At 54.1% G+C, this 13,585-nt stretch carries 12 protein-coding genes; all 12 read right to left on the reverse strand.

Translation table 11 applies throughout. The annotated features are described in order from the left end of the window. Positions 1 to 104: 104 nt before the first annotated feature. A complete protein-coding gene (locus EG886_RS11495) occupies positions 105 to 1,877 on the reverse strand; it encodes a sensor histidine kinase (RefSeq protein ID WP_124728264.1) in 1,773 nt (590 codons plus the stop codon). After that, positions 1,874 to 2,590: a response regulator transcription factor gene (locus EG886_RS11500; RefSeq protein WP_124728265.1), complete on the reverse strand. Its 717-nt coding sequence runs from the start codon at positions 2,588 to 2,590 to the stop codon at positions 1,874 to 1,876. The genes EG886_RS11495 and EG886_RS11500 overlap by 4 nt, the downstream gene beginning before the upstream one ends. Positions 2,591 to 2,806: 216 nt before the next feature. Continuing rightward, complete coding sequence (locus tag EG886_RS11505) at positions 2,807 to 5,347, reverse strand: polynucleotide kinase-phosphatase (protein WP_124728266.1); 2,541 nt, start codon at positions 5,345 to 5,347, stop codon at positions 2,807 to 2,809. Then, positions 5,344 to 6,771 carry a 3' terminal RNA ribose 2'-O-methyltransferase Hen1 gene (locus EG886_RS11510; RefSeq protein WP_124728267.1) on the reverse strand — a complete coding sequence of 476 codons (1,428 nt, stop codon included), beginning with the start codon at positions 6,769 to 6,771 and terminating at the stop codon, positions 5,344 to 5,346. The genes EG886_RS11505 and EG886_RS11510 overlap by 4 nt, the downstream gene beginning before the upstream one ends. 379 nt (positions 6,772 to 7,150) lie before the next feature. Then, positions 7,151 to 7,384, reverse strand: a complete 234-nt coding sequence (locus EG886_RS11515; RefSeq protein ID WP_124728268.1) for a hypothetical protein — start codon at positions 7,382 to 7,384, stop codon at positions 7,151 to 7,153. Between the two features lie 75 nt (positions 7,385 to 7,459). Next, the gene (locus tag EG886_RS11520; RefSeq protein WP_124728269.1) at positions 7,460 to 7,777 is read right to left on the reverse strand and encodes a hypothetical protein; all 318 of its coding nucleotides are present in this window, start codon (positions 7,775 to 7,777) and stop codon (positions 7,460 to 7,462) included. Positions 7,778 to 7,869: 92 nt separating this feature from the next. Continuing rightward, on the reverse strand, positions 7,870 to 8,061 hold the full coding sequence (locus EG886_RS11525) for a hypothetical protein (protein ID WP_124728270.1): 192 nt from the start codon (positions 8,059 to 8,061) through the stop codon (positions 7,870 to 7,872). Between the two features lie 56 nt (positions 8,062 to 8,117). After that, a complete protein-coding gene (locus EG886_RS13790; protein ID WP_164491818.1) occupies positions 8,118 to 8,258 on the reverse strand; it encodes a hypothetical protein in 141 nt (46 codons plus the stop codon). An 878-nt stretch (positions 8,259 to 9,136) separates the two neighbouring features. Further along, positions 9,137 to 9,385, reverse strand: a complete 249-nt coding sequence (locus tag EG886_RS11530; protein WP_124728271.1) for a hypothetical protein — start codon at positions 9,383 to 9,385, stop codon at positions 9,137 to 9,139. Positions 9,386 to 10,391: 1,006 nt separating this feature from the next. After that, complete coding sequence (locus tag EG886_RS11535; RefSeq protein ID WP_124728272.1) at positions 10,392 to 10,904, reverse strand: hypothetical protein; 513 nt, start codon at positions 10,902 to 10,904, stop codon at positions 10,392 to 10,394. Between the two features lie 783 nt (positions 10,905 to 11,687). Then, positions 11,688 to 11,978 (reverse strand): hypothetical protein, encoded by a 291-nt coding sequence (locus tag EG886_RS11540; RefSeq protein ID WP_124728273.1) that lies wholly within the window; start codon positions 11,976 to 11,978, stop codon positions 11,688 to 11,690. Between the two features lie 94 nt (positions 11,979 to 12,072). Beyond that, the gene (locus EG886_RS11545; RefSeq protein WP_124728274.1) at positions 12,073 to 13,080 is read right to left on the reverse strand and encodes a hypothetical protein; all 1,008 of its coding nucleotides are present in this window, start codon (positions 13,078 to 13,080) and stop codon (positions 12,073 to 12,075) included. Between the last annotated feature and the right edge of the window lie 505 nt (positions 13,081 to 13,585).

Consider the following 13,585-nt stretch of genomic DNA (forward strand, 5'->3'; position numbering starts at 1 on the left):
CCATTATGAAAGGAGGGGTTGAACGGGAGATGAGCCGCCGCTGAACGGACGGAAAAATGAAGCTGAACGGAAGATGAACAAACCGCCTGCAGGCCCCCCTTCGCTTAATCACCGGCGGGATCTGCGGATGTCACTGAATCAAAGCGGATGGTCAGCCGGGTGCCTCTGCCCGGTTCACTGTCCACCTGGATGTCACCGCCGTGCGCCCGGGCCAGGCTCCGGGCGATGGCCATCCCCAGACCGGTGCCTTCCCGGTCCGCCGTGCTGGTGCCCCGGAAATAGCGGTCAAACAGGCGGGAGACGGTTTCCCGGTCCATCCCCCGTCCGTTGTCTTCGATGACGATCAACGGCGTGCCGCCGTTTCCCGCGGATACCGAGACCCGGATGACCGTCCCGGGCGGATTGTGCAGCAAGGCATTGGTGAGCAGATTGTCCAGCATGCGGAGAAACCAGCGGGAGTCCACCGAAAACGGAACCGGCTCGTCCGGAGCTTCGAAGCGGATGTCAAATTCACTCGCCCGGGGATGATTGGCCAGGCTCACCACGGCCCTTCGCACCAGCTCCACCGTGTCGGTTTCCTTCATATCCAGGGGCAGGGCATCGTTTTTCAAGCGGAACGTCAGGTTGAGATCCTCAATGAGTTTTTCCATGTGGGACGCTTTGTCGAGAATCACCCGGGCATGGCGGCGCATCTCCGCCGGATCCCACTCGTAGGACTCTTCCGCCAGCAAGGCGGCATACCCCTTCACGGAGCTGAGCGGCGTTTTCAGATCGTGCGAGATGCCGGCCAGCCATTCCTCGCGCGTCTCTTCCAGTTTCCGGCGGCGCTCCGCGTTTTCGCGCAACGTGTCCGTCAGGCGCTGCAAGGCCGCGAACACTTCCCGGAACATGCGATACGGCCGGCGAAGTTTCCCCGTCCGGGGATTCCGGCTGCGCGCCGCTCCCTTCCGGTTGACCGGCTCCCGGTAGACTCCGTTTGACAGGGCGGTCAGCCAATCCATCATGTGCAGCACCGGAAAACCCATGCTCCGCCCGAACAGAAGCGCCACCGCCAGGATGACCACGAGCAGGATGACGGGAAAGATCCGGAGCACAAACTCCTGAAGCTGGTTGAACCGATAATCCGCCAGCACGCTTTGTCCCGGTTCCGTTTGCATCCTTGCATTGTTCCCCAGCAAAAAAACCATCCGCTTGCCGTCTTTCTCTTCCACTCCGTGGATGAAAGAAGTGCCGTGCCGATACCGCTCGATGAACGACCCCGGGGAGTGAAAGACGCGCTCTCCGGAGGGACGCAGATGGGAAAACAGCTCTTGGCCGTTTTCATCCAACACCTGCAACCATCCGCCGCTCTTTTCCACCCGGTCCAACAGGGGTTCCGGAACGGTCAGGCGCCCGTCCTGCCAGCGGCTCTGCCGGCGGATCTCCCGAAGCAGCCGCACATCGTCCAACGGAAGCCCCATCACCCAAGTGTACGGCTTGCCGTCACGCGAGCTGTGCCAGGTATACAGATGCCACCCCGTTTCATGGCTTCGATCCTGCCACGTTTTCAGTTCCCAGACGGCATACCGGTCCGGCCAATCCGGCGGCTTGCCGCGGGCAAACACTTGCCGTCCGTCCGGGCCCAGGATCTGCAGCCATCCGCCCCGCCGGTCCAGTTTCGCAAGAACGCGCGGATCGACTTCCGGCGCTCCGGACCGCAGATCGGTCCGTTCCACCGCCTCCACCAACAGATCCCGCGGAAGCGGAAACTTTTCCTCCTGCAACCCCGACCAGCGCAGCAGTGCTTTCCACAACACCAAGTACATCCCCAGGATCAGCACGAACACCAATCCCAGCCGCCACAGAAACGCCCACGTGATCCTTCCGCGCAGCTTCATGAGCCCGCCCTCCGGGAAGGATTCGTCAGCTTGTACCCCAGCCCCCGCACCGTCACGAGGAACTCGGGCTTTCCGGGGTCGCGCTCGATTTTTTCCCGAAGCCGGCGCACGTGGACCATCACCGTGTTTTCATCGCCCAAGCTCTCCTCGCCCCACACCTGTTCATACAGCTGACCGCGGCTGAACACCCGGTCCGGATGCGCACACAAAAAAGCCAGCAGCTTGAATTCCATCGCCGGACAGGCCACCTCCCGTCCGTCCACCCACAGCTGTCCGGCTCCCACATCCACCCGAAACCGTCCGAAATCATACACCGGAGCCGGCGCTGCCGCTTCTTCCATGAGCTTCAGCCGACGGCACATCGCCTTCACCCGCGCGGCCAACTCCAACGGATTGAACGGCTTGGTCACATAATCGTCTCCCCCGGCGTCAAAGCCCGTCAGCTTGTCCGCATCCGCCGAGCGGGCCGTGAGAAAGAGAACGGGCGCGTCGCTGAACCGGCGGATCTCCCGGCACACTTCAAAGCCGCTCCGATCCGGCAACATCACATCCAAAATGATCAAATGAGGCCGGAACCTCCGTGCCACCCTCACCGCTTCACCGCCGCTTCCCGCCGCCCCGATCTGCCTGAATCCCTCCTTCTCCAGCACGATCCGTACCAGATCCACGATTTCCCGCTCGTCGTCCACCACCAGGATGCGGACATCCGACACGCTTCATCCCTCCGAAGGCCGTTGATCATGTCGGTATCATTGTAGCAAACAACAAACCGGCCCACGCCCGGACCGGTCAAAAATTCAGGTGGTGTTCAGGTGCATCACATATGTGGCTTGCCGTTCTCATTTCGTTTCCCCCGATCACGCACCCAATCATGAAACAGGTTGCCCGGTCGGGCCGGACAACCTGATCTTCCCCCCCATCTTTTCTTCCTACAACCGGGGATCCACCGGCTCCGATTCGAGGGCCAGCACGGCGAACGCGCACTCATGCACCCGGCGAAGCGAAGCCCCTTCGACAAACCGCTTCAATCCCTCCACTCCCAAGGCAAATTCTCGCAGGGCCAAGGAGCGTTTCTTTTTCAGACCGCGGGTTTTCAGGCGCTCCATGTTTTCCGGCACGGTGTAATCCGGGCCGTAGATCAGGCGAAGGTATTCGCGCCCCCGCACCTTGACGGCCGGCTGCACGGGCCCCCGCTCGCCCATGGTGACAAATCCGAGCGGTTTCACCACCATCCCTTCGCCCCCGCGTTCGGTCAGGGCATGCCACCAGGCGGATGCCGCTTCCGTCTGCTCCGGATCTTCCAGATCCACCACGCGATATTCCGTGGGCAGCAGTACCTCGGGATCCTGCCGGCAAATTTCATGAATCGTTTCCATGTGCCAGCGGTGATCCTTGTCGGTGTGAACGGCTCCTTCGGTGGCGAGCAGGTGGAACGGAGCCAGCTTCAGGTCCGACAACTTGTTCACCGTCCAGCAATAATTTCCGTACACTTCGGTGAATCGGTAAGCGTTGTCCAGCCGCTCCCGATGACGCGCCAGCAGCTCTTCCACGTCCCTGCCGGAGGCTTGCGCCTGCTCCAATGCCGACACCACTTCCGGCAGGGCGGTGCGGGCGGCGGATCCCACCGCGGCATACTGACTGCGGATGAGCTCTTTGGCCTTGGCGGACCAAGGCATCAGCTCGGCATCCAGGCAAGCCCAGTCCGTCTGCATCCGTTCCCAGAATCCGGCCCGCTCCATCGCTCCGCGCAAGCGATCCAGAAGAGCTTGCTCCATTTTCGTATCCGTGAAGAACCGGCGGCCCGTGCGGGTGTAAATGATCCCGATTCCTCCGTGTTCCACGCCGAAGCGTTTCTTTGTCACTTCTTCATCGCGACAGACGATCACCACGGCGCGGGAACCCATGTGTTTCTCCTCGCAAACCACCTGCCCGACGCCCCGGTTGCGATAGTATGCGAAGGCTTCCCGGGGAGATTCCAGCCAACCGGGATCGCGGGACGTCTCCACCGGCGACATGGTCGGCGGCAGGTAGATCAACCAGCGCGGATCGACGGCATGGCGGCTCATCACTTCCAGCGCGGCGGCGGCCTGTTCCCGCACCACCCGGATCTCTCCGTACAGATCCGTGCTCACCCGAAGATCCAGGAGCTCCGCCACATCCGGCAGCCGGTTCATCGCTTCATCCGCCTCGTCGGTTTCCGCCTTCAACGGCCGGACCGGTTCGGCATACACCCGACGGGCAGGAACGGAGACCAGCTCCCGTTCCGGCCAGCGCAAGGCGGTGAGCCGTCCTCCGAACACGCAACCCGTGTCGATGTTGATCGTGTTGTTCAGCCAAACGGCATCGGGAACCGGGGTGTGTCCGTACACCACCGCCGCCTTGCCCCGGTATTCGGCCGCCCAGTTGAGCCGCACCGGGAGGCCGTATTCATCCGTTTCACCGGTGGTTTCCCCGTACAGGGCAAAGTCACGCACCTGCACCGAAGCCCGGCCCTGGTATTCTTCTTTCATGCCGGCATGGGCCACCACCAGCTTGCCACCGTCCAGCACCAAGTGGCTCACCAGTCCGACCAAAAACTGCCGCACCTCTTCGGCAAACTCCGGAGGCTCCTGCTCCAGCTGGGCCAGCGTCACTTCCAGACCGTGGCGCACCTGCACGTTTTTGCCCGCCAGCTTCCGGACCAGCTTCACATCGTGGTTGCCCGGCACGCAATAGGCTTGTCCGTCGCGCACCATGTTCATTACGAGGCGAAGCACGGCTGGGCTGTCCGGTCCCCGGTCGACCAGGTCCCCCAGAAACACGGCACGTCGTCCTTCCGGATGGGAGGCCGTCGGCCGTTCGCGCCCGCCTTCCACCCGGTAGCCCAACTTCTCCAGGAGCTCCGTCAGTTCATCGAAGCAACCGTGCACATCCCCGACGATGTCAAACGGCCCGGTTTCCAAGCGCTTGTCCGGCCACAGCGGAACCCGTTCCAACTCGGCCGCTTCCGCCTCCTCCGGGGAACGGAATTTCCACACGTGGCTGAATCCTTCCCGCTTCAGCTCTTTCACCGCCCGCCTCATCTCCCGGGCATGACGATGAATCACATGGGCCGGCAACTGCCGGTCGGTCCGCTTCCTGTTGTGTGCCTGCAGGACTTTCTCCGGCAGATCGAACACGACGGCCACGGGAACGGCATGGAATTTGCGGGCGATCCGCAGCAGGTGTTGCCTCGCATCCTTGTGCAGGTTGGTGGCATCCACCACGCACAAACGCCCGATCTTGAGCCGCTTTTCCATCAGGAAATGAAGGGCTTCAAATGCATCGTTGGTCACCGACTGGTCGGTTTCGTCATCTCCGACCCACGCCCGAAACGCGTCCGAAGACAAAATCTCCGTCGGCCGGAAATGCTTCCGCGCAAACGTGCTCTTCCCGGCTCCCGAAGCCCCGACCAGCACCACCACGGACAATGCGGGAATTTGGATCTTCATGCGTCTCCCTCCTCTCCGTCTGTTTGAGCCAGGCGAAACACCGCCATCTGCGTCGGCGAGCCGGCCGTCTCATCCACCGGCCCCACCGGCGCGAAGGAAACGTCGTATCCGTTTCGCTCCGCCACTCCCCGCGCCCATGCTTCAAATTGGGCGCGCGTCCACTCAAAGCGGTGATCCGGATGGCGCATCTTTCCCTCATCCATGCCAAACAACGCGTTGTACTCCCGATTCGGGGTGGTCACCACCAGCACCCCCGGACGGAGGCGACCGAACACCGCTTCCTCCAGATGGGACAGCCGCTCGGGCTCGATGTGCTCGATCACTTCCACCAACGCCGCCGCATCAAAGCCTTTCAGGCGGCTGTCCGGGTACAGCAGCGATCCGTGCAGGAGCCGCACCCGCTCTCCGAATCCGGCGTGCCGATCCTTCTCCAGCCGTTCCCGCGCGATTTCCAGCGTGGATGCCGACACATCCATGCCCACGATCTCGGTGAACTGCCGGTTTCTCACCAGGAGGCGGAGCAGCTTGCCCTCTCCGCAACCGAGATCCAACACGCGTCTCGCCCCGCTGGCAGCCAGGGCGTCCGCAACCGCCGTCAGCCGCTGCCGGTTCAGGGACATCGGCTTTTCCATCCGCTCCTCGCCGGATTCTTCCGCTTCGCTGTCCGTGTCCGGTTCCTGCTCATCCGCGTTGATCAGCTCCAGCGCCGCATGAGCCAGCTTCCGCTGATGCTTCAGGTAGCGCCGGATGATCCACTCACGCTCCGGATGCTCCTTCAGCCATTCCTCCCCGTGGCGGAGCAGCTTCATCAATTCATCCTCGCCCACCCAGTAATGCTTCTCGTCATCCAACACCGGCAAGAGCACATAGAGATGGGACAGCAGCTCCTTCAGCCGCACCCGGCCGTGCAGCACCAGTGTGTGATACGGGCTGCTTCCCCAATCCGGGAAACGCTCGTCCAGGGGCGAAGCATACACCGTGACCTCGTAGCCGAGCGGTTCAAACAGGGCGCGGATTCGCCTCTCCCCGTTTCCTCCCCGGCAGGCCACCGCCGTCACCTTCGCTTCCAGATCCAGCGGCTCTGTCACCAGGTCCGGACGGCTCTCGCACCGTCCGCTCATCGCCGTCCCGAACACCCGGGAAAGCGCCACGCTCAAAAAAGATGAGGCCACCACCGGCCGATCATTCACATACGCATCCAACACAAATCCGTCTTTTCCGTGATCTCTCCGGCCACGCACCAGTCCCACCGGATCCATCTCCAGAAGCAGCGCCGCCGTGCACCGCTCTTCGGTGGCTTCCGGATAAAACACGTGCGCCGTTCCATACGCCAGCGGGAACGACTGCACCCGCTCCGGATGCTTGTGCAGGAGAAACCCAAGGTCCGTCGCCGGAGTTCCCCGGTATGTCACCGTCAGCAACATCGGTATGTTCTCCTCTCTGTCTTTGTAACGAAGATATTCGTAAGAAATGAAATGTTTTTGTCCAAACAAAAAGGACCTTCCTTCGAGGTCCATAGGGTTCATTCATTGATTCTTTCTTTTAAATTTGAGAATAAGGACTGTTGCGGTCAGCACCAAATTGATCACGGCTGTAATTCCTGGAATCAGATGGAACATGGGATGGTTGCCGATGCCCGGATGAACGGACGCGAAGTACAACACGGAACCCAGTATGATGAAAGAGATCAACTGGATCAAAGCAATGAAGATGATTGGTTTTCCGTATTTCTTCAACGTCAATCGCCTCTTTCCCCAGACGTTGACGAGTGTGAAACGGGTTGGTGTCTCAGGAAGATCGGGATTATTCCATGAACCAAGCAAGCAACAACATCAATCCGCCTCCGGCAATGATGTACGCTTTGAGCAAATACCACGGAGAGATTTGTATCAAAATGTACTTAATCCAATCTGTCAAACTGATAGGAACTCCTGCCAACATGTCTCTCCAACCATCAATTTCTTTGCGTGGCACAAATATTCCCATCAAAATAACACTGACTCCCAAGAAAACCAATATCCATCTTGCGACTTCCACCGAAATCCGCCTCCTGATCCGTTTGCATCACAACGGACTTCCCCCGGGGTGGGAAGCCCTGCGCCGGATGCCCCATCATTCTCGCATCTTCAAAGGAGAAAAATGCACCTGAACGTCCTCTCCCAATTCCTTCCGGACTCTCATGGCGAGCTCTTTTCCGCGTCGATTGAAGTCCTCGATCGCCTCTTTCCCCAGACGTTGGACGAGCAGGTCGTCATCATAATCGCTTTCCTCCAACCATTCCCCGTATTGAACGTTCCACTCCCACAGCTGTTCCGTCAATTCCTCGGACAACGGAAACGCATCCAATTCCAAATTGGCTCCACACAAGCACCATACCGGATCCGCACACACTTCCGCCTCAATTTTGACGTGTTTTCCGCAGCAAAACATGAAGCCACCCCCGCATCATCACACATTCCGGGAACTGCGGAATGACGGATTACAAAAAACCACGTTCGTTGACATACACCGCAGCGAGATTGTTACTTTTGACGTTTGATCATCAAGATGATGAAAGCCATCACCACGGAAGCCACTTCGAAAAATCCCAAACTGACGTAAAACGATGCAGGGCTCTCCAGGTTGAATCTTGCAATGACAAAATCACTGAGCATGGAAGCCAATAATCCCAAAATTCCCCCTACAACGAATGCGATAAGCAGCTTCTTGGCCATTCACAAACACCTCACAGATTCAAAGTAGAGAGGCTTGGCGAGAGCATTTCCCTCTGTCATTTCATTCTGCGCACCACATAGGATACCAGCGGAAAAACCCCCACCAACAGAACCAGCGACACCTGCATGATCTTTTGATTGGTTTCATAGTCCAAGACCAACTGTCTGGCTGCCAACATGACAACGAAAAGCAACATCATAGAGACACCAAATCCAACCAAAGCCTCTTTCATCTTCAACAGTCGTCCTCTCCACCGACTGTCGTCTCAACCGGTCTTTGTTTCATTTTCCATCGGCTTTAAGTGGTGGCATCAAGATATAAAACACCAGGTAATACAGCCAAAAGGAGATTTTCAACAGGTAGGCAACATCCTCTTTATGAGTGACCATTTCAACTCTCTCCTCCGCCGCCATCCGATCAGCTCAGTCTGTTGGATCCGGGCTGTGTGACACCGCATCTTGCGTCCCTGAAGAGATCGGGTGCCAATCCGGCACCGTTTTTCCATCCACCGTGATCTTCGCCTTCTTCAGATTCTCCGCACGGAAAAACTTCTTTTTGTGCCCGATCAAAAGAAACAGGGAGATTTCATGTGTGTCAACCTTCCACTTCATCTCCGCGATCCCGTCACCCGAATTCAACCAATCTTCCTGAAACACATCGTTCAATATCCTGATTTTCACAAGCTGTTCCGTGCGGTTAGATTCGAACCTTGGCCAATCCGTAATGAGGTGCGAAGATCCCAAAACTCAATATTTCAATTTCTGTCTCTTCCCCCAAGTGGATTTTCCACTTGGCTTCAGGATCACAAACAGACAGAAGCGGATGAATCCATTTCGTCCACACGTTTTCATCCGATTCCATGTTGGTGTCATGGTGCGAAGCCCAACTTCTCATGAACGTTGTTCGGCGAAATTCATGATCCGGCACTTTTCTCCACGTTATATCTTTTCAATGTAATCATTCGAAATGGATTGATGTTTTGTTGCCATTTTGAAAATAAAAAAGACCGGCAAATGCGGTCTGTAACGGAAGAAGGTGCGTCCACCCCGTCAAATTGAGAACACCGAGGAATCATTATTTCCCCACCCAATAAGCAAACAAAATCGCCCCCACGCCCAACAATATATACATCCCTTTGATCACATACCACGGGGCGTACTTGATGATGCTTGAAAAAACCCTTTCCACAAAATCCAAATGAAAAGATCCCCAATGGCGCTCCATTTCTCTTACTTCCTCGATCTCTTTTCGGGACGCGAAAATTGTTAACAAAATCAACAATACCCCTGCACCAATAAAAAGCCATCGTGCTGCCTCTTCCATTTCATCCTGCCTCCTGATCTGGTTGCATCATCGATGATTTCATCTTCATCTTACTTATCCTCCCGTTGCAACGGTGCCGCTCAAATCAAATTTCAAAATGACAAACTGACTCACCATCGCAAATGACCAGTAAATCACTCCTCCGACCATGCATGGAATCAAGATGTTCTCCACCATCCAATTCGAAGGACTTCAAGGATTTGTTTCCCGATCTGAAATAAAAAATGACCGTCAAGCGGTCACCATTTGAAGAAAACAACAAGGATTGAGGAATCGCCAATTTTCACGCAAACAGAAAGATTATATTAATGATTATGGAGGAGAATACAAAATAGAATACAGCATTCTTGGATTTACCGAACCGGTATAAACGTACAGAAGAAAGCACGAAAAGAAATGACAACAATTATTAAACTCCATAAACGTAATAATGGCGAACTACACAAATGTCCACTACATAGCAATATCGATGTATTTCTTCATACTCATCCCTCTATGAATAAATTGTCACGCAATGATGAGTGTGCTCCACGCTCAACCATCCGTCAACGATTCAATCCAACAAAGAGCATCATCAAAATCGCAGCCACTCCGAATATACCGAATTTTACATAGAGCGCACCTTTGTCACTCAAATTATATTTCGAAATGACAAACTGACTGATCGTCCAAGCAGACGCGCCAATCATCGCTCCAACAACGAATGAGATCAATAGGTTTTTTACCATCCATATACACCTCGCTCTTCAGACGGAATGGCCACGATTTATGATCACTCTGTTGCTTTCTACTGAAATGATACGAAGGAGTGTAATGATTTGTTTCCCGTTCCGGAAATCGAATATGATCAGATGCCAAACCACCAACGTCTCAATCAATTTTTTATTGTCTTAAGTAAACCGGGAAAAACCGGATGATATCCTCCATCTTTCCCCCTGCGTGGAACAGGAATCCGAGAGATTCACGGTTCTTCATTCCGGATCCCGCATGGGCAAAACCGGAGACCTCAGGTTTCACGTGCATTTTTCCTTTTTTTTCGATTCCTTCTCCATTTCCGGTATTTCTTTCGGTACTCAATCACTTTTTGCTCAAATTCGTCGCTGAACAATGTATCAATCAAAAAACAGTAAAAAACCGCCAAAGCCACGGTCCCTTCCACGGAAACATGCAACTCATCGATGGAATCAACAGCCCAATGAATATAAGCAATGAACAAAAGAACCCCTGCCGTTTTATCCGCCAATTCTTTGAGCGTTTCATTCCTGATCGGCATCAGCAACAGCACATCGATGACAATCCCGGCGAAAAGAGCGGGAATGAGAAACAGCAACATCCCCATGGCATACTTAACATAAGCCGCTCCGGACATGACTTTGATGCCCAGGACATCCACATTTGCCGCCGCCCAGAGAATGAACAGGTTGAACGCAAAATACAATGCGGGAACGATCGCGATCAGCAGCAATAAAATGAAGCCCGCAACAATCCTACCGAAGAAATCCTTCATGATATCCTTCATTTTCAGGAATCCTCACTTTCGGCAACCTGATGTCGGAGATCGGCGGCATGGATGTCGGCCATCATCAACAGGCAACCTGGTGGATCGGATCATGAGATCCGGTACTCCTCTTTCCTCCGTATCACCTTCATGCATTCCCGCGTTTCTTCAGCATTCGATGAACAATATAGATCAGGATCAGGACCCCTGCGAGACTGTAGTGCAACAAAAAATACTCCGTCCATTTGCTGAAAGTGGATTCCTTGATCTCAAGCGCAGAACCAACAGTTTTTCCAGCGGCCAAGCAATGATCGGAGAAAAGAGCCCGATAAAAATCAGTTCCGGCAGCTTTTTCAAGTGAAACACCTCCTTCTCCCTTGAGAAACGAAGCAGAACCTTGTCTTCATGTTTTCGAATGACCCATTCCACCGACAGATTCGAAATAATGCAAGGATTTATTTCCCGATTCAAGGTAAAACAAGACCGGCGAACGCGGTCTGTTCACTGAACTGAAAAGATCTGTTTGTCATGATGATCCTGCCATTCGTTTCAGATAGCGGATCATTGTTTTCTTCTTTTGATATATAAATATCCCAGTTGGATGAAATACATCATCACAAACAACACAATTGCATGTACAGGTTTTTCAAAGATCAGAGATTTGCTCAACGTCACATATGGCGTCAACAAATCGGCAAACCGGTCCGTCACTGCACCAACCATGACCTTCAGCTGCTTGGATTTTTTGATAGAGTCCCTGATACGCGTACAGGGAATGACCCGGTTCAGCCAGGAGAGCCATGATTAATAAAAGATCAGGTAAATCACCAGGAACATGATCCCTGCCCCCATCACCAAACGGAAAACCAGGCCTCCGAATCCGAAACGCTCCTCTGTTTTTTTCGAGCGTCCCCATGATTCGGACAGGATCGTTTCCGTGACCGTTCCCACAATGAGCAAAACGATGATCGCCCCTGTCAACAGATCCAGCTGCATATCAAAGAACAGTCTCAGCAGGATACTGAGCAGAAGTGCGAGCAGCAAGCACACATTCACCGTGCGATTCACTTTGGCCAAGCCCTTGAATCTTTTCAACGGATTCTCCTCCCGCGACATGTTCCGGTGATGAATGTTCCCGTTCCATCCATTCCCTGATCGACGGGACTGTATCTGTGACCGTTTTTTGTCATCACTGTCCTGTGTTGGATGAACGCTTTTTGCTTCGAATCTTCCACACCAAATGCCACAACAGGTGAATGATGCCGACATACACCATGGCATAGGCGGTGAACATGATGCCACTGTACGAAAGGAACGGATTCGGCATGAACACGAATTGACAGACGAAAGGATTCAAGTAGAGGAGGAAACTCAAAGAACGTCTTTGTCCTCCGTAGAACCAATAAAGCATGGAAACGGTCGCTGCCGTCAAGAGCAAGACCACCACCGTAAAGTGATACGCATAAATATTCGAGAAATAGGGAAGCTCCAACTCTTCGGAAACAGAGACCGCCCAGTGGCTCGGAGCCGATTTCAATTCCGCTGCAAACTTCCCATCACCCGCAGCGTGTAGCGGGATATTCGAATCATACAGATACCCCGGAGGTACTGACAGTTCCAATGTCCACCTGGAAGGATCACTGTTTGGAGAACCCAAAAACACATAGGAACGAACCGGATTGATCACCGTTCTGAATCGACCGGCTCCATGATCCCGGAAGCGAATGGTCAATCGTGCCGTTTCATTTCCTTTCAAATGGAGCAAAAACTTGACTCCATCGATTCTTTTTCCCCATACCTCCAGTTTGCCGATGGTTTGTCCGGATTGCGGGTCTTTGAATACCACATTTGGAGTGAATGCCGGGTGATTCATGGATCGCAGATCCACTTTGACTTCAACCGGATTTCCGTTCAGCAGAACATCCACGTTCAATTCCTCGATCAATTGATGCGCCATATAGTCATCGATCGGATAAAATGCCTCGATCTCTCTGTCCTGCGCAGTTGTATTTTCCAACTCGTATTCAACGGCAACCTCATTCGTTAAATGGGCATCGTACTTCCAAGGCTGCTTCTTGATCTGAAAGGTAACCTTCCCGCTCTTCACTTTCACATGTTGATCATTTGAGTCAAACATCAGACCGCCATGCCAAGACCAGGATGTTGACTTGTCCGCGTATGCATGGGCCGGAATCATGCAACACAAGATGACTGCCAACAGAATCGGGATCAGTCGATTCAATGAATGTACCTCCATTGACATATACCGATTTGTCTTGCGATTTTGTGAGTCAGTACGGCATTCTCAATCACGCTTCTTTTCTGCTCTGTACTCATCTGCTCTGTACTCAGATACTTGATGATGAATACCCCCTGATTCGTACGAACCGGCAGAACTTTGTGACTGTTTCCGCCGCGAATGGGGGAATGGAATGAAAGAAAAAATGACCGCCAATTTCCTGTCTCAGTCGTTCAACCCGCTCCCCAAATGGGTAACTGCGAAAAAAATACATGATTGAAAACCGAAGATCAAGAGAATTCTGTTTGGGGCCGGTTTCCGGATCGTGAACTCTGCGCCTCTCCCAAAATCTGTCTTCCGGAACCGTAAAAGGAACGTTTTCATTCAATGATCACAAAATCTTTGAAAGAATCGGGACGAAAATGATCCTCTCATATCGAATTCTCTCATAGAGAGGAAATGG

Source organism: Staphylospora marina, from assembly GCF_003856495.1.
Lineage (GTDB): Bacteria > Bacillota > Bacilli > Thermoactinomycetales > Thermoactinomycetaceae > Staphylospora > Staphylospora marina.

Bases quoted from the DNA above. Each gene is read 5' to 3' on its own strand.
- EG886_RS11535 (WP_124728272.1), bottom strand. From the start codon at position 10,904: ATGAAGGATATCATGAAGGATTTCTTCGGTAGGATTGTTGCGGGCTTC.
- EG886_RS11495 (WP_124728264.1), bottom strand. From the start codon at position 1,877: ATGAAGCTGCGCGGAAGGATCACGTGGGCGTTTCTGTGGCGGCTGGGA.
- EG886_RS13790 (WP_164491818.1), bottom strand. From the start codon at position 8,258: ATGTTGCTTTTCGTTGTCATGTTGGCAGCCAGACAGTTGGTCTTGGAC.
- EG886_RS11520 (WP_124728269.1), bottom strand. From the start codon at position 7,777: ATGTTTTGCTGCGGAAAACACGTCAAAATTGAGGCGGAAGTGTGTGCG.
- EG886_RS11530 (WP_124728271.1), bottom strand. From the start codon at position 9,385: ATGGAAGAGGCAGCACGATGGCTTTTTATTGGTGCAGGGGTATTGTTG.
- EG886_RS11545 (WP_124728274.1), bottom strand. From the start codon at position 13,080: ATGATTCCGGCCCATGCATACGCGGACAAGTCAACATCCTGGTCTTGG.
- EG886_RS11505 (WP_124728266.1), bottom strand. From the start codon at position 5,347: ATGAAGATCCAAATTCCCGCATTGTCCGTGGTGGTGCTGGTCGGGGCT.
- EG886_RS11525 (WP_124728270.1), bottom strand. From the start codon at position 8,061: ATGGCCAAGAAGCTGCTTATCGCATTCGTTGTAGGGGGAATTTTGGGA.
- EG886_RS11510 (WP_124728267.1), bottom strand. From the start codon at position 6,771: ATGTTGCTGACGGTGACATACCGGGGAACTCCGGCGACGGACCTTGGG.